Origin of the sequence: uncultured Nitratireductor sp., assembly GCF_913053745.1 — a bacterium.
Classification (GTDB): domain Bacteria; phylum Pseudomonadota; class Alphaproteobacteria; order Rhizobiales; family Rhizobiaceae; genus Nitratireductor.
The window spans coordinates 1-16,724 of sequence record NZ_CAJXGF010000010.1; the positions used below are offsets into that span (position 1 = coordinate 1).

At 60.8% G+C, this 16,724-nt stretch carries 13 protein-coding genes and 2 pseudogenes; 8 read left to right on the forward strand and 7 right to left on the reverse strand.

Annotation, left to right across the window (positions count from 1 at the left end; all coding sequences use genetic code 11):
• Window positions 1-52: 52 nt before the first annotated feature.
• From QZ638_RS03015 to QZ638_RS03025, 3 genes and pseudogenes are all read left to right on the forward strand, one after another.
• Window positions 53-499: pseudogene (locus tag QZ638_RS03015) on the forward strand (molybdopterin cofactor-binding domain-containing protein); the annotation flags it as partial.
• A gap of 174 nt (window positions 500-673) precedes the next feature.
• Window positions 674-1,474: pseudogene (locus tag QZ638_RS03020) on the forward strand (dihydropteroate synthase); the annotation flags it as partial.
• Between the two features lie 68 nt (window positions 1,475-1,542).
• The gene (locus tag QZ638_RS03025) at window positions 1,543-3,600 is read left to right on the forward strand and encodes an ASKHA domain-containing protein (RefSeq protein WP_295806695.1); all 2,058 of its coding nucleotides are present in this window, start codon (window positions 1,543-1,545) and stop codon (window positions 3,598-3,600) included.
• Here QZ638_RS03025 and ligD read toward each other — a convergent pair.
• Window positions 3,597-4,496, reverse strand: a complete 900-nt coding sequence (gene ligD / locus QZ638_RS03030) for a non-homologous end-joining DNA ligase (RefSeq protein WP_295806697.1) — start codon at window positions 4,494-4,496, stop codon at window positions 3,597-3,599. The two genes, QZ638_RS03025 and ligD, sit on opposite strands and share 4 nt — an antisense overlap.
• 46 nt (window positions 4,497-4,542) lie before the next feature.
• Window positions 4,543-5,442, reverse strand: a complete 900-nt coding sequence (locus QZ638_RS03035; protein WP_295806699.1) for a LysR substrate-binding domain-containing protein — start codon at window positions 5,440-5,442, stop codon at window positions 4,543-4,545.
• A gap of 130 nt (window positions 5,443-5,572) precedes the next feature.
• Here QZ638_RS03035 and QZ638_RS03040 point away from each other — a divergent pair, with 130 nt between their 5' ends.
• The 4 genes from QZ638_RS03040 (at window position 5,573) to QZ638_RS03055 (ending at window position 8,106) form a co-directional block, all read left to right on the forward strand.
• Window positions 5,573-5,755: a hypothetical protein gene (locus tag QZ638_RS03040; protein WP_295806701.1), complete on the forward strand. Its 183-nt coding sequence runs from the start codon at window positions 5,573-5,575 to the stop codon at window positions 5,753-5,755.
• Window positions 5,756-6,184: 429 nt separating this feature from the next.
• The gene (locus QZ638_RS03045) at window positions 6,185-6,325 is read left to right on the forward strand and encodes a hypothetical protein (protein WP_295806703.1); all 141 of its coding nucleotides are present in this window, start codon (window positions 6,185-6,187) and stop codon (window positions 6,323-6,325) included.
• 219 nt (window positions 6,326-6,544) lie between these two features.
• On the forward strand, window positions 6,545-7,543 hold the full coding sequence (locus QZ638_RS03050; RefSeq protein WP_295806705.1) for a GlxA family transcriptional regulator: 999 nt from the start codon (window positions 6,545-6,547) through the stop codon (window positions 7,541-7,543).
• A gap of 77 nt (window positions 7,544-7,620) precedes the next feature.
• A complete protein-coding gene (locus QZ638_RS03055) occupies window positions 7,621-8,106 on the forward strand; it encodes an SRPBCC family protein (RefSeq protein ID WP_295806708.1) in 486 nt (161 codons plus the stop codon).
• Window positions 8,107-8,112: 6 nt separating this feature from the next.
• Here the strand turns inward: QZ638_RS03055 and QZ638_RS03060 are convergent, their stop codons facing one another.
• Together QZ638_RS03060 and QZ638_RS03065 are read right to left on the reverse strand one after the other, a co-directional pair.
• Entirely contained in the window at window positions 8,113-8,955 is an 843-nt protein-coding gene (locus QZ638_RS03060; RefSeq protein WP_295806710.1) for a DUF1194 domain-containing protein, read from the reverse strand.
• A 95-nt stretch (window positions 8,956-9,050) separates the two neighbouring features.
• Window positions 9,051-11,570, reverse strand: coding sequence for an FAD-dependent oxidoreductase (locus QZ638_RS03065; RefSeq protein ID WP_295806711.1), 2,520 nt, complete (start codon window positions 11,568-11,570; stop codon window positions 9,051-9,053).
• A 238-nt stretch (window positions 11,571-11,808) separates the two neighbouring features.
• On the opposite strand from QZ638_RS03065, the gene QZ638_RS03070 reads away from it, so the two are divergent.
• Window positions 11,809-13,533, forward strand: a complete 1,725-nt coding sequence (locus tag QZ638_RS03070; protein ID WP_295806713.1) for a hypothetical protein — start codon at window positions 11,809-11,811, stop codon at window positions 13,531-13,533.
• Window positions 13,534-13,694: 161 nt separating this feature from the next.
• Here QZ638_RS03070 and QZ638_RS03075 read toward each other — a convergent pair whose 3' ends face one another.
• The 3 genes from QZ638_RS03075 to QZ638_RS03085 are packed head-to-tail and all read right to left on the reverse strand — an operon-like array spanning window position 13,695 to window position 16,619.
• Window positions 13,695-15,122 (reverse strand): aspartate aminotransferase family protein, encoded by a 1,428-nt coding sequence (locus QZ638_RS03075; protein WP_295806770.1) that lies wholly within the window; start codon window positions 15,120-15,122, stop codon window positions 13,695-13,697.
• 55 nt (window positions 15,123-15,177) lie between these two features.
• On the reverse strand, window positions 15,178-16,185 hold the full coding sequence (locus QZ638_RS03080; RefSeq protein WP_295806715.1) for an NAD(P)-dependent oxidoreductase: 1,008 nt from the start codon (window positions 16,183-16,185) through the stop codon (window positions 15,178-15,180).
• Window positions 16,182-16,619: an EamA family transporter gene (locus tag QZ638_RS03085; RefSeq protein ID WP_295806717.1), complete on the reverse strand. Its 438-nt coding sequence runs from the start codon at window positions 16,617-16,619 to the stop codon at window positions 16,182-16,184. The genes QZ638_RS03080 and QZ638_RS03085 overlap by 4 nt, the downstream gene beginning before the upstream one ends.
• Window positions 16,620-16,724: the final 105 nt, after the last annotated feature.

Sequence of the window (16,724 nt, forward strand, 5' to 3'; positions counted from 1 at the left end):
GGGCGACAGCGATCAGATCGTCTTCGGCGGTGGCACCGGCGGCTCGAAGTCGATGGTCGCGGCAACCACGGCGATCGTCGCTGCGAGTCAAAAGCTTGTCGAACAGGGCAGGGCGCTGGCCGCCTGGGCGCTGAACAGCTCGCCCGAGAGCGTCCAGTTTGCCGATGGGCGCTTCACCGTCGAAGGGACCGACCGTTCCATCGAGGTGATGGCGCTGGCGCAGCGCGTCCGTGAGGTCCAGTCGCTTCCGGCGAACCTGCCGAAGTCGCTCGACGTCGAGTTGGTCGTCGACGAGGCGAAGGTCACCTTCCCGAACGGCTGCCACGTCTGCGAGGTCGAGATCGACGAAGCGACCGGCGTGACGGAGGTCGTCCGCTACACCATGGTCAACGACGTCGGCACGATCATCAATCCGCTGCTCGTCGAAGGCCAGCTTCATGGCGGCGTGGTCCAGGGCATCGGTCAGGCGCTGCTCGAAAATGTCGTCTACGACGACGACGGCCAGCTGCTCAGCGGCTCTTTCACCGACTACTGCATGCCGCGCGCCGACAATGTTCCGGGCTTCGCGATCGAGCATCGGCCGGTCCCGACGAAGACCAATCCGCTCGGCGTCAAGGGTGTCGGCGAAGCAGGCTGCGCGGGCTCGCTGACCAGCGTCATGAGCGCTGTCGGCGATGCGTTGGCGCAGGTCGCAGCCGGCGCAACCATGCTGGACGTAAACGCCGGCGTGACGGCGGTCGACCCCAACGCCACCGAGCCCGGCCTCCTGGTGCAGACGCTGGAAATCGTGCAGGAACTGGTTGACGTGCCGCTTTCGATCGACTCCTCGGTTTCGGCCGCCATCGAGGCAGCTCTCAAGGTCGCCAAAGGGCGGCCGCTGGTGAACTCGGTAACAGGCGAGATGGAAAAGCTGGAAGCCATCCTGCCCCTGATCAAGAAGTACGACGTGCCCGTCGTCGCCATCTCGAATGACGAGACCGGCATTTCCGAAGACCCGGATGTGCGCTTCGAGGTGGCAAAAAAGATCGTCGAACACGCCGCCGATTATGGCATTCCCGCCCATGACATCGTCGTCGATCCACTGGTGATGCCCATCGGTGCCATGGGTACGGCGGGACAGCAGGTGTTCCGGCTTTTGCGACGGCTGCGAGAGGAATTGAAGGTGAACACCACTTGCGGGCTCTCCAACATTTCCTTCGGCCTGCCCCATCGGCACGGCATCAATGCCGGTTTCATTCCCATGGTGATCGGGGCCGGCATGACGAGTGCCATCATGAACCCCTGCCGCCCGCAGGAAATGGAAATGGTGCGCGCGGCCAATGTACTGAACGGCACCGATCCCAATTGCTACCACTGGATCATGACCTATCGCGACCACCAACCCGCAGCCGAAGCGACCTCGGCAGCCACTGCGCCATCCTCGACCGGCGGGCGCCGGCGCGGCGGCCGCGATGCGCGCCGCGCGCGGGGGTGAAAACCGGTCTTCGCCCTCACCCACAATCCCCGCCTGCGGCCGGTCTTCCCCACCAAACGGGCCTCACCATGAGCGACGATCCGCTCGTCCTCTTCATGCCGTCCGGCAAACGGGGACGCTTTCCCCGGGGGACGACCGTGCTCGACGCCGCACGACAGCTCGGCGTCTATGTGGAAAGCGTGTGCGGCGGGCGAGCAACCTGCGGGCGCTGCCAGATCGAGGTGCAGGAAGGCCATTTCGCCAAACACAAAATCTCATCCTCCCAGGAGCATATTTCCGCGGTCGGCGCCAGAGAGGCGCGCTACGCCGAAAAACGCGCGCTGCCGGTGGGACGTCGCCTTTCCTGCTCGGCCACCATCGAAGGCGACCTCGTCGTCGACGTGCCGCAGGACGCCGTCATCAACGCGCAGGTGGTGCGCAAGGACGCCGACACACGCGTCATCGAACGTCATCCGGCCATCCACCTTTGCTATGTCGAGGTGGAAGAACCCGACATGCACAAGCCGCTGGGCGATCTCGACCGACTGAAGACGGCATTGCAGAACGACTGGGGTTTCGGCCGCATCGAGGCCGACGCGTATCTGCTGCCGCAGGTTCAGGCGATATTGCGGGCCGGCCAATGGGCCGTTACGGCCGCTCTGCATCAGGACGCCGACAACGATATTGCCCGGCTGGTCGCGCTGTGGCCGGGGCTGAAGAACGAAGCCTACGGGCTCGCCTGCGACATCGGCTCGACCACGATCGCCATGCATCTCGTTTCGCTTCTCTCGGGCCGCGTGGTGGCGTCCGCCGGCGCTTCGAATCCGCAAATTCGCTTCGGCGAGGACCTCATGAGCCGGGTCTCCTATGTGATGATGAATCCGGACGGACGCGAGGCGATGACCCGTGCCGTGCGCCAGGAAATATCGAAACTGGTGCAGAAGGTGGCAGAGAACGGCGGCATCGAGCGTCACGACATTCTGGACGCCGTGTTTGTCGCAAACCCGATCATGCATCATCTGTTTCTCGGGATCGACCCGACGGAATTGGGCGGCGCGCCCTTCGCCCTCGCCGTTTCCGGCGCGGTGAAACTCAGGGCCGACGACCTGCGGCTGAAGCTCAATCCCGGCGCGCGAACCTATCTTTTGCCCTGCATTGCCGGGCATGTGGGCGCGGACGCAGCCGCCGTGACGCTATCGGAAGGGCCGCACCGGCAGGACGATATGATGCTGATCGTCGATGTCGGCACCAATGCCGAGATCGTGCTTGGCAACCGGGCACGCGTGGTGGCCGCCTCGTCGCCCACCGGTCCCGCTTTCGAAGGCGCGGAAATCTCGTCCGGCCAGCGGGCGGCCCCCGGCGCGATCGAGCGTGTGCGTATCGACCGGGGCACGCTTGCGCCGCGCTTCCGGGTGATCGGCAGCGACATCTGGTCGGACGAACCGGGCTTCCCAGAATCGCTTGGCGAAACCGGCGTCACCGGTATTTGCGGCTCCGGCATCATCGAAGTGATCGCGGAAATGTATCTGGCCGGGATCATATCCGAAGACGGCGTCGTGAACGGAGCCTTGGCGCAAGCGAATCCGCGCATCGTCGCCGACGGGCGCACCTTCGCCTATGTACTGCGTGAGACCGCCCCTCGCATCACAGTCACCCAGAACGATGTGCGCGCGATCCAGCTCGCCAAGGCCGCGCTCTATGCCGGCACGAAGCTCCTGATGGAGAAGCAGGGGGTGCAAACGGTGGACGCGATCCGCTTCGCCGGCGCGTTCGGCTCCTTCATCGACCCACAGTACGCCATGGTTCTGGGGCTTATCCCCGATTGCGACCTCAGCAAGGTTTCGGCCGTCGGCAATGCAGCCGGCACGGGCGCGCGCATGGCCCTGCTCAACCGCAACCATCGTCGCGAAATCGAGGAAACCGTGCGCCGGATCGAAAAGATTGAGACGGCGCTCGAGCCGAAATTCCAGGAGCATTTCGTGTACGCCATGGCATTGCCCAACAAGGTCGACCCCTTTCCCAAGCTGGCCGAGCAGGTGCAGCTTCCGCCACGTGCGCTAGCGCCAGGCGTTGCCGCAGACGAGGGAGCGGCACGCCCACGCCGGCGTTCACGCGAGGAACGCGCCGCGCGACGGCGGCGCGACTAACCCACGACTTTCAGCATGTTCTCGGTGATGGATTGGCGCCACTCGGCGGTTTCGGCCCACGGATCGGGTGCCGCGAGCCGGTCGTCCATATCCGCCAATGTAAACAGATTGGATGCGGCGAGACTTTCAAGTTCCGACCAAGAAACGGGTGTCGCCACCGGCGCACCCGGTTTTGCTCGCGTCGAATAAGGGGCGATTGCCGTCGCCGCGCGCTCGTTGCGCAACCAATCGACAAAAACCCGCCCTTCCCGCTTCGTTTTAGAGGCTTCGGCCAGAAAGCGCTCGGGCTCGTCCCGCGACAACCGCTTTGCGAACCCCTTGGCGAAATCCTTCACGTCTCCCCACGTCCGACGGCGTTCCAGCGGCGCAACCACATGAATGCCCTTGCCTCCAGTCAGAAGCGGGACCGTTCGAAGGCCGAGATCGGCCAATCGCTCGCATACCGTGAAGGCGGCACGACGGACAGCACCAAAGTCGAGTTCCTCATCGGGATCGAGGTCGAAGACCAATCGGTCCGGCGCGTCGAGCCGATCAATACGCGATCCCCATATGTGGAACTCCAACGTGCTCATCTGCACGGCAGCGACGACACCGTGAAGGTTGTCGATATGAAGATACTCGTCCCGCTCGCCGCCTTTCTCTGTTATTTCCATGCGCGCGACGGCATCGGGAAACCCCTTGCCGCCGTGGCGTTGGAAGAAACACGGTTTTTCCCGTCCGTCGGGACAACGCACCAAACTGACCAGGCGCTTTTCCAGATGCGGGAGCATGCGCGCACTTACGCGTTCATAATAACGCGCCAGGACACCCTTGGTGACGCCTTCCTTCCCGAACAGGAGCTTGTCGGGACTGGACAGCGAAACGCCGGCGACCTCCAATCGCTTTTCCGAACTCATGCCAGACGGCCTCCAGGTTTTCCGCCCCGGAACGCACACTTTCCGATCAGAGCCGACCGGATTCGTTGAACATGTCGAATGTCGAGCGAATATGGTCGGCCGCGGCCTGCACCGGCGCCGAGGCATCCGGAGAAACGATCATGCCTATGTGATAGTTGCAAAGCTTGGGCAGTCCGTCCTTGGGGCCGAGTTCCAGAAGATCGTCGCGCAGGAAGGATTTGGGAAGCGGTGCAATTGCCAGATCCGAGAGAATGGCCGCTCTCTGGCCGGCCGTATGGGCGCTCATATAGGCGATGCGATAATCGCGCCCGTCCTTCTCCATTGCCGATAACGCGCCGGAGCGCCAGGCGCATCCCTCTTCCCACAGCGAAAGCGGCAAAGGCTCGCGCAGATGCGCACAACCGCCCCGGGCCCCCGCCCAGACGATCGGCTCGGTGAAGACGATCTGGACGCTGCCGTCTTCAGATCCTTCGGTGCAAGTAAGGAGGGTGAGATCGAGCTGCCGGTTGGCCATTCGCTTGCGCAGATTGGCGCTCTGATCGATGACCACATCGACGGCAATGGCCGGGTGGGTTTGGGCAAAGCGTTTGAGAACGCTGGGTAATATCCGTTCTCCGTAATCGTCCGGCGATCCTAATCGTACGATGCCGCTGATATCAGGCATGACGAATTTGGACACCGCTTCGCGGTTCAGTGCCAGCAATCTGCGCGCATAGTTCAATAATAACTCGCCATCGGCGGTCAGCGACACGGAACGTGCGTCGCGCTGAAAAACAGAACGTCCAAGCATTTCCTCCAGTTTCTTAATCTGCATGGAAACGGCGGACGGGGTGCGGAACACCGCATTGGCAGCGGCAGTGAAACTGCCAGTCTCGGCAATCGCAACGAAGGTGCGCAGGACATCCAGCTCCAATAAGGGCATGGGATGATTGAGGGGAGCGTTCACGGCGTTCTCCATTCAATAATCTTGAATAAAAAGATCATTCGATTGTGTTTGATTGAACATCAACCTTGCGGCATAGTCAACAGCGTCAGGCGATGACGACTGACAAAACGGCAGACAAAGGAGAAGGATTATGTCTGTTTTCACACGCATGAATCATTATGTCCGCCATTATCGGCGGTCTCTAAACCGCCGGCGCACCGAACGGTTGATCGGCACGCTTCCACCCGAAATCCGCAAGGATATCGGCTGGCCCACTCACTACACGAGCATCCAGTCGGACGGCCGGGACAACCGCAGTATCTCGCGGTTCTGAGCGGACATTTCAGGCAAACAGGAGTGCGTTCAATGATATCTCTGACAAAAACCCTCAAGGCTATGCGTGATTTTGCGGTTGAGTTCGACGCAATGACGCATCATGCGAAGTACGGCACCAGTCCAAAGAAAAAGCCCCGGCCGGCGGCCAGGTGCTCGCATTGATATGACGAAAGCCACGCGCTTATACGCAGCCCCCCGAACACCCATCTGACCCCGGCCCGATGCCGGGGTCTTTTCTCTGCAAAACACCGCTGCCTCCGCGGAAATGTCGCTTTTTCTAAGGAGCACTTCGCATTTTCCACCGCGCGATCGGCACACACGCGATAGTTTCCGGCCATCGAACGAGCGACCCAACTTCATCACGAATGAGAAGGCGCTCGGTGAGAGCCGATTGTCTTTCGATTTTGACTGTTTATTGGAGCGCAAAATGAAGCTTTTCGCACGCTTTATACGCCGCCAGCGGAGCTCGAATCCGAACACGGTTTTCGCCCGTCAGCGGCTTGGCAAGACAATGCCCGGCGAGACAGGCGCATTGGCTGGATCCCGTTTCGGCTTCCTGGTCAACTGATCGGTTTGCCCGCAAGCCCGGTTCACCCGCCGCATAGAACCGTCGATGCGGTGAGGTCCGACGCGTGCGCACGGCGCCGCACCGGGCCACGGCATGCAAACGCCTGTAAAACCGTTCACCGCGTTCCCGAGCGGATTGACAGAAAACGCAAATCCTGATGACGCTTTGACGACAGCGGCATGTTCGGAAGACGAATGTCATGCGCGATCGGGAGGCACCATGTCGGGCGAAGTGAGCTGCAAGCGGTCGATCGTTTTCTTCCTCATTCCCGATTTCACCATGATGGCGTTCTCGGCAGCACTGGAACCCCTGCGCACTGCCAACCGCATGGCCGGATACGACGCCTATACGTGGCGCCTGGCAAGTATTGACGGCGCGCCAGTCCGCGCGTCCAACGGTGTCGAGGTGGCTGTCGGCGCTTCACTGAGTGACGAGCGGCGGAAGATGACCGGCCACGAACGGCCCTCGATGGTCATTGTCTGCGGCGGTCTCAACATCGAAGATTACGGCAACAAGACCGTCTTTGCGTGGCTGCGCGAGGAGTACAATCGCGGGGTGGCGATCGGCGGGTTGTGCACGGCGGCTTATGTGCTGGCGGGAGCCGGGCTGCTGACCGACAAACGCTGCGCAATCCATTGGGAGAACCTGCCGGGTTTCGCGGAGAAATATCCGCGCGCCAACGTGTTCGCCGATCTCTTCGAAACCGAGGCGAACATCTACACATGTGCCGGGGGTACCGCGGCAATGGACATGATGCTCAAACTCATCGGCGAGGATTTCGACGAAAGCCTGATCAACCGCGTGTGCGAACAATTGCTCACCGACCGGGTGCGCAGCCCTTCCGACCGCCAGCGCCTGCCGCTCAGAGCACGGCTCGGCGTGCAGAATTCCAAGGTCTTAACCATCATCGAATTGATGGAGGCCAATCTGGCCGAACCGCTTTCGCTGGTGCAGATCGCCGACAATGTCGGGCTCTCGCGACGCCAGATCGAGCGGTTATTCCGGCAGGAGATGGGGCGTTCGCCAGCCCGATATTATCTTGAGATAAGGCTCGACCGGGCCCGCCACCTCCTGATTCAATCCTCTCTGCCCGTGGTGGAAGTCGCCGTTGCCTGCGGCTTCGTCTCCGCTTCCCATTTTTCCAAATGCTACCGCGAACTTTATGCCCGCTCCCCCCAGCAGGAGCGCGCCGACCGCAAGCAGCTTCTCGTCGCCTGAGAAAATTACGCTGGCCTGTCGGATCGCGCGCGCGCCATTCGTTTTAACAGCACAACCGAACATTGGGAGACTTTGCAATGAGCACCACCATCGACGTCGCACCGATATCCGAGAACGAACTCGTTCTGGCCCGCATCATCGATGCGCCGCGCGAGAAGATCTTTCGCGCCTGGACGGATCCGAACATCCTCAAACAATGGTTCGTGCCGAAACCCTGGACCATCGCCAAAGCTGAAATCGATGTGCGCCCCGGAGGCTCGAGCCTGATCGTGATGAAGGACCCGGACGGCAACGAGTATCCCAATCGCGGTGTCTTTCTCGAAGTGGTCGAGAACGAGAAGATTGTCACGACCGACGCCTTCACCGAGGCATGGAAGCCGTCGGGAAAGCCCTTCATGACCATGATTCTCACGCTGGAAGACGCAGGCGAAGACAAGACCCGATACATTGCGCGGGCGCTGCACTGGAACGCTGAAGATGTCGAAGCGCACAAAAAAATGGGCTTCCACGAAGGCTGGGGCCAGTGTGCCGATCAGCTCGAAGAGATTGCCGCCAAGCTTTGACCCCACTTAGGGATCGCGCCACATCCACGAGCGGTCCCGCCACATCTTCTCGCCGACCAGACAGTCATAGGCGCTGTGAAACTGGACGAGCCTCACATGCGGCCGGCGCTCGTTCGCTCCTGCAAGCTCCAGAACCAGCTTGCGGCGAATGGCTTCGGGAAATTGCGACCACTCGTTGACCGGTATGACGAATGCACCCGGCCCGCCAATGACGCAGTTGCGGTAATAGGTGTCGAGATCCTTGACGTCGAAACTGGTCGTCAGTCCGCCATTGGTCATGAGCGGCAAGCCGTTAATGGTGATGCCCGTGCTCGCAAGCCGGTCACGGGCCTCAACCACGGGACCGCCCTGATTGTTGGGGCCGTCGCCAGAAACGTCGATCACGCGTCGCAGCCCCCGGAAATCGCTTTCGGCCAGCAGATCGCCGGCAAAATCGAGCGCACCGGAAATGGAGGTCCGGCGGGCGCTGCTCGGCGGATTGGCCGAAAGCCGCTCGGCGACGCGTTGCGCATCCTCGACCGAGGCGATCCGGGTCCAAGGGACGATAATGCGCTGTGAAAAATTGCCCGCCCATTCGAAATACGTCACGGCGATCTTGCCATGCATACCACTGAGGATGGCGTCGACGACCTCGTCATGGACCAGCGCCTCGGCATAGCCGCGACGCTGGATTTCCAGTTCGCCCGCCGACATGGAAAGGGAAACATCCACCGCCAGAACGAGCTGGACGTCGACGATTTCCTGCGCTCTGGACGGTTGCAGCCCGGCAAGAAAAACACAACCGATCCCCGTTAAAGCAGCCAGAACACTGCCTTTGGAAAAACATCGACCATTTTTCGACCTGGACATGCCCCAGTTTAACGCATGTCTGGCCGACCACAAATCACGCAATTGGGAACAACGCGCAGACGCGTGTGGAGCGAACGTCGTTCGTGCACCTGCGCTCAGCCATCGCAGCGCAACGCGGCATTCTCGGGATCGAACGGGCTTTCGCCGATCACTTTTGCCGGATGATGCTTGCCGAGGATCTTGATCTCGAGCTCGGTGCCTTCGGCGGCATGCTCGGGACGCACCATGGCAAGCGCCAGGCTCTTCCCAACCCGCCAGCCATAGCTGCCGTGCGTGGCGCGGCCCACCAGTTCGCCGGCCTTGTAAATTGCCTCGTTGCCACGCGCATCCGCATCGGTGATTGCGCCGACTTCCAGCGTAACGTATTGCCAGCCAAGACCCGCTTCACGCTGCTTGAGCAGCGCATCGCGGCCGATGAAATCGCCTTTGTCGGGATGGACGAAACGGTCGAGCCCGCTTTCCCAGGCCGTATACTCGATGGAAAGTTCGCGCGGGATCAGGCGATAGCTCTTCTCGATGGCCATTGCCGTCATGGCGCGAATACCGAACGGCTGGATACCGAATTCCGCTCCGGCCCCCATGACGAGATCGAAGATCAGGTTCTGCTGTTCGATGGGATGGTGCAGTTCCCAGCCCAGCTCTCCGACGAAATTCACGCGCAGCGCATGCACGCCGGCGCGACCGACAGAGACCGGCTTTCCCGAGAGCCAAGGGAAAGCCGCGTTGGAAAGCCCGGTGCGTGTGAGTTTGCGCAACACGTCGCGGCTTTTTGGTCCGGCGAGAACGAAAACGCCATATTGCTGCGTAATCGGCCGCAGGACGACCGAGCCGTCATCGGGCAGGAGCTTGAACAATACGTCGTGATCGTGTGCCTCGAAGGCGCCGGCCGAAACCAGATAGAAGCGGCCTGGTTTCCACTCGTAAACCGTAAACTCGGATCGCACGCCGCCATTCTTCGTCAAAAGATGACACAGCGCCACCCTGCCCCGCTTTGCAGGGATACGGTTGGCGAGAACGCTGTCGAGCCAGGCCCTCGCACCCGGCCCCGAAACCTCGATTTTGGCAAAGGCCGACATGTCGAGCAGACCGACATTCTCGTGAACGTTCCTCACCTCCTTACCGACATGCTCGAAATAATTGGAGCGGCGGAAGGACCATTTTTCCACCACGCGACCATCTTCCAGCGCGGGGGCGTGGTTGTGCCCGAGAAGCACGTCGGCGCCGACGCCAAGCTCGGTCTCGGGCACCTTGTAGCCCTCGGGCGCGAACCAGTTGGGCCGTTCCCAGCCATAGACGGAACCGAACACCGCGCCGAGCGCCTTCATACGGCCATAGCTCGGCGTGGTCTTGAGCGGACGGGCGGCGGAACGCTCCTCGTCGGGATAGTGGACGGTGAAGACGTTGGCGTAGGCCTCCTCGTTCTTCTCACGCAGATAGCCCTCGGTGGCATAGGGACCGAAGCGGCGCGGATCGACCCCCATCATGTCGATGGAGGGTTCGCCCTCGACGATCCATTCGGCGAGCTGCCAGCCCGCGCCTCCGGCCGCCGTGACACCGAAGGAGTGACCCTCGTTAAGCCAGAAATTCTTAAGACCGGGCGCCGGACCGATGATGGGGGAGCCGTCGGGCGTATAAGCGATCGCACCGTTGTAGATTTTCTTGATGCCCACCTCGCCGAACGCCGGCACGCGAGCGATGGCCGTTTCGACATAGGGCATCAAACGTTCCAGATCCTCCTGGAACAACTCGTACTCGCTGTCGTCGGCCGGACCGTCCACATAGCAGCACGGCGCGCCGACCTCGTAAGGCCCAAGCAGGAGGCCGCCGTTCTCTTCGCGCATGTACCAGGAGGAATCGCTCTCGCGCAGCACACCCATTTCGGGCAGCCCCTCCTTCTTGCGGGCGACGATGGCCGGGTGCGGCTCGGTGACGATATATTGATGCTCCACCGGGATCACCGGCACGTCGAGCCCGACCATGGCGCCGGTCCTGCGGGCGAAATTACCGGTGCAGGAGATGACATGCTCGCAGGCAATTTCACCCTTGTCGGTGGTGATGGTCCATTGCCCGGTGTCGCCTTGGGCGATGGCCGTCACCGCCGTGTTGCGGTAGATGGTTGCACCGAGATCGCGCGCGCCCTTGGCAAGCGCCTGGGTGAGATCGGCCGGCTGGATGTAGCCATCGTCCGGATGCTGAATCGCCCCGAGAAGCCCTTCCGTTTCGCAAAGCGGCCAGGCCTCCTTGACCTGCTCGGGCGTGAGAACATTAACCGGAATGCCAATGGTTTCGGCGATACCGGCGTAGTACATGTACTCGTCCCAGCGATCCTTCGTACGCGCCAGGCGGATGTTGGAGCATTGCGTAAAGCCGACATTCATGCCGGTTTCTTCCTGAAGTTCCTGGTAGAACTTCACCGAGTATTTGTGGATCTGACCGACGGAATAGCTCATGTTGAACAGCGGCAAGAGACCGGCGGCATGCCAGGTGGAACCCGAAGTCAGTTCCTTGCGCTCGATTAGGATCACGTCCGACCAGCCTTTTTTGGCCAGATGATAAAGGGTCGACACCCCCACCACGCCACCGCCGATGACAACCGCCCGCGCCTTCGTCTTCATGCCTCTCACTCCCTCGGTTGCTTCTCCGGTCAAACCGTGCAGGCAGGCTGGACGGCACCCATGATCCAGGACAATCTAGTCTGGCGAAGTCTTCACTTCTTTGCCTGAATGCGACATCGCCGAAGCGGCGCGCGCCATTAAGCAAAACGGTCGATTGAAGGCTCAAATTAACTTCTTTTGACAGCCTATCCTGTAAAACGAGCCGCAACGGCACGACATGTGTTTTCAGGAGCATGATATGGCAACGGCAGTCGAACACGCGGCGGCGGCAAAGCGGCGCACGCGCCTGACGAGCCCGGTAACGATCCTCGCCCTGACGGCGCTTGCCATGGCCGTTATCCTCGTCCTGCCGCTCAACGTGCCGATCGGTCCCATGTACTGGGATCTTTTCATCTATTTCGATGCCGCCAACCGGCTCTTTTCCGGCCAGGTGCCAGCGACCGATTTTTTCGCACCCGTGGGGCCGCTCGGCTATTATCTGTTTGCGGGCGGGATAAAGCTTTTTTCCAGCGCGCAGCCCCTGCTCCTCGTGCACTGGTCGCTCTTTGCCGTGACAGCGCCCTTGATGGCAATTGCATTGTGGCAGGTGGATGCAAGATCACGCGGGACGGCGCTGGCGCTGCTTCTGCCCTTCCTCGCTTTTGCGATACTGCCGTTCAACACCCGCGAATTCTATTCGTTTCCCGGGTCCGACGGGTTCGGAATCTACAACCGGCAGGTCTGCCAGCTTCTCTATGTATTAACGGTGGCGCTCGTCTATCTGCGCGATCAGCGGCTTCTACTCATCTCCATCGTGGCCGGCATGACCGGCCTCTTCCTGACAAAGATCACCGGCTTTGTGTCCGGCGGGCTGTTGTGCGCCTTCGCGTTTGCCGCCGGACGTGTCTCATTGCGCTCCGCGGTCGCTTCGATCGTCATCTTTCTCGGCATTCTCGGCGTCCTGCAAATATGGAGCGGCTTTACGCTCAACTATCTCAGCGACATTCTTGCGCTTGTCGTCATGAACGAAGGAAGCCTGCTGCCGCGTTTCCTGCAGGCGGCCTCGCACACATTCGGCATCGTCGTACCGGCTGGCCTGTTGGCGCTCTTCCTCATCTATCGGGATCGCAAGGCGCTTGCCGCCAAGCTGCGTACGCCGAATTTGGCGGCTGTTGCAGTTCTGCTCGACCACGACGCGTTCTGGATCATGGCGGTGCTCGTAGCCGGTGTCTTCTTCGAAACGCAAAACACCGGAAGCCAGGCGCTCATCTTCATCTGGCCGGTGCTTCTGCCCGCCATCATCCGGCTCTGGACGGCCGAGACGGGACGTCATGCATTTTTGATCGCAGCCGCCCTTGCCTCGGCCGCCGCCCTGCCGCCGCTCGTCAACACGATGGAACGCGCCGCGCGCACCTATGTCGGCGCGATCAAAAACGTGGCGATGCCAAGCAAGAGCCTGAAAACGCTCGGACGGCTCAACATGCGGCCCGAAATCCTCGCCCGTTCGGAGAAAATGCTGGATTTCTATGTCCGGCACCGGGAAACCTATACAGACTTCATCCGCATCCAGGAACTGCCGGCCTATATGTACTATTCTGAGTTCGACTTTCAGGCCGCGCACCTGATGGCCATCGACGGAGCCATCGACGCAATCCGCGAACTGGAGGAAGAGCGGGGCATCGAATTCGAGACCATCCTCAACCTCAACTTCGTCAACCCGTTCCCCTGGCTTCTCGACCGGCGGGCGCCGATGCATGTGGCGATCGGCGCCGACCCGACGCGCGCCGTTCCTCCGCCCGACGCAGAGGCGCTTGAAGCGGTGCGGCAGACCGATCTCATCCTTCACCCCACCTGCCCGCTCACCACAGCGAATGCGGATTTGCTGAAGATTTATGCGCCCGCCATGCAGGACCGCGAGCGCATTGCGCTCAACAATTGCTTCGACGCCTATCTTACCCCGCAGATGGCTGAACGCATCGAATAGGTGCCGCGGCTTTTGCCGTCGACGCTCGCACCTCATCCGCTTGCGCCGTCAAAAAAGAAGGCCGGGACAAGCCCGGCCAATTGTCGCGCGAGAGGCGCTTTTCAATCAATCTTTCAAAGCCCTGTGAGGCGAACCCGACTCAATCTGTCAGATCCCGCTCTCTACTTCACCTGGCTTTTGACGAAATCTTTCACGATGGCAACGACACCGCGCCCGAGCAGAGCGTCCAGCGAATCCACCAGCTGGTCCACATGCTCCTTCTGCATGATGAGCGGCGGCAGCAGCCGGATGACGTTGCGATTGTACTCGGTGAAGGCCACCAACACATCGTAATCGCGCAGGAGAAGCGCGCCGACGAAGCCGGAAAGCGATCCTTTCAGCTTCTCGTCCAGAACGCCGACCATCGGACGCAGAACCGCCGGAAGAGTCTGCGAAAAATCGTGGAATTCGAGCCCGACCATGCAGCCCCTGCCGCGAATGTCCTTGACGATGCGCGGATATTTCTCCTTCAGCGCGTTGAGGCGCTCGACCAGATAGGCGCCGGTGCTTTCGGCGTTCTCCATCAGCGCCTCGTCATAGAGCACATTGGTGCCCTCGATGGCCGTGGCGCACGCCTCGCCAATGCCGCCGAACGTGGCCATCGCGTGGATCATCGCCGTTTTGGGCGAGCCATAGGCCTTCATGTAGATGTCGCGTTTGGCGATCATGGCCGCCATGGCCGCCTTGCCCGCGCCCAGCGACTTGGCGAGCGCGGTGATGTCCGGCACCACATCGTAGTGCTCGAAGGCATAGAAGCGGCCGGTGCGCCCGTAGCCGCACTGCACCTCGTCCGCCACCCAGATCACGCCATACTGGTCGCAAAGCTGGCGCAGCTTCTGCCAGAATTCGCGCGGCGCCTCGTTGATGCCGCCGCCACCCTGGACGGTTTCCAGCACGATTGCGCCGATCTGCGGATCGGTGCGGAAGGCATGTTCGATGGCGTCGATATCGCCGAAAGGCACACGCACCGTGTTGTCCGTCAGGCGGAACTCGGCGCGGTAGAGACTGCCATCGGTGATGGTGAGAACGCCCTTGGTCTTGCCGTGAAAGGAGTTTTCCGCATAGACGACCTTCGGACGCTTGGGACCGGCGGCGCGTTCGGCGAGCTTGACCGCCGATTCCATCGCCTCTGACCCCGAAGAGCCAAGAAACACCATGTCGAGCTCGCCCGGCGAGCAGGCCGCGAGATTGGCCGCCAGCGCGGTTGCATATTGCGACATAAAGGCGATGGCGATCTCGTGACGTTTCTCGTCCTGAAATTTCTTACGGGCCTTGAGAATGCGCGGATGGTTATGGCCGAAGGCGAGCGAGCCGAATCCCCCGAAGAAATCGAGGATCTTTCGGCCGTTCTGGTCGATGTAATACATCCCTTCGGCACTCTCGATCTTGATCTTGTGAAAGCCAAGCAGCTTCATGAAGTGAAGCTGGCCGGGGTTCAGGTGCGCCTTGAACAGATCGGTCATCCGCTCGACGCTCAGACCCTTGGCATCCTCCACGGTCAGGAGGTCGGGTTTCACGATCGTCCCGGGTGCGAGTTCCGGTGCATTCATCACGGGCCTTGCCTCTTTCGTCTCGGTTTTCGTCACGACGGTCATGGCGACCTCCCTACTCGGCCGGAACCTGGTTGGCATCGACAGCCTGACCCGATTTCTTGGCGCGGTACTCGTCATAGGCGGCGATCAGCATGTCGCCGTCATTGTATTGCGGAATCCAGCCGAGGTCGCGCTCGCCCTTGGACACATCGAGCACGCACATCTCGTCGGCGATCAGATACTGCTCGGGATCCATGATCGGCATGTTCATCCAGTCGAGCAGATCGAGCGTGCGTTTCACGGCCCAACCGGGCGTGGGCAGAAGAAAGGACTTCGAGCCCGCATGCTTGACAAGATCGCCAAGCAGCTTGCGCACCGGCGGCGGGTTGAGAGATCCCAGATTGTAAGCCTCGTTCGGTACGCCGGCTTTCCAGGCAAGGCGCGCGGCCTCGGCGCAATCGAACACCGAGATGAACTGATACGGATTCTTGCCCGCACCGATCATCGGCACCGGCAGGTTCATGTCGACCAGCTTGAAAAGCTTCTCGAGGATGCCCAAGCGTCCCGGCCCGATGATGAGGCGCGGACGGAAAAGCGAAATATTCATGCCGCGCTTGCGCCACTCGGCCGCCAGAACCTCGGTGTCGAGCTTGGATTGTCCATACTCTCCGAGCGGCGAGACAGGATGGTCCTCCGTCATCGGATAGGCAACGGTATGCCCGTAAATCATGTCGGTGGTGAAGTGGACCAGATTCTTCGAACCCGCCTTATCCATCGCCTCGATGATGTTGACGGTGCCGTGGTAATTCACGGGATAGAAGAAATCGTGCCGCTTGGCGCGCACCTGGATCGGCGAAAGCATTTTGGCCGATAGGTTGTAAACCATATCGTCAGCCTTCATGCCGACCGCCTCGGTCGCCGAGAAATCGGTGACATCGCAATGGACAAACTCGACTTGTCGGTAATGCGGCAGATCGCTCTTAACGATGTCTGCGACAACGACTTCTTCGCCGTCCGCCACGAGCTTGGGAGCCAGATGACGACCGACAAAACCGTCACCGCCAAAAATGATATGTCTCATTGGATCGTCGACCTTTCGGACTGAAGTTTGTCTTTGGCGAGCCCCGCTTCCTCTCCAGGCGCGTCACGACCGCTCTGGGCGATCAGCACGGTGCCGACGCATATCAGCGCGATGCCGGCAATGCGGTAGGCATTCAAATCTTCCTTGAAAAGCAGGTAGGCAAAGACCGCCACCGCGACATAGGCGAGGCTCAAAAACGGATAGGCGAAGGACAGATCGACCTTCGAAAGCACATAAAGATGCGAAGCCATGGAAATCACGAAGACGCAAAGCCCGGCGAAGATCCACGGACTGAAAACGATCTGAAGAATTTTCAGGATCGGATTGACGCCCGCGAAGCTCAGTTCGCCCAGCGTCATCATGCCGTATTTCAGCATGAGCTGCGCGGCCGCGTTGGTCATCACAGTAAAGAGTATGAAGGGTATGTATTTCATCTTGTCCCGCCCGTCCCTGTCATAGCGCCTTCTTGCAAACAAAGCGTGAAGCGCAGGGTGTAAATTGCATCATTCGCGTGGGTGTCCGGCATCACTCCGGATCGA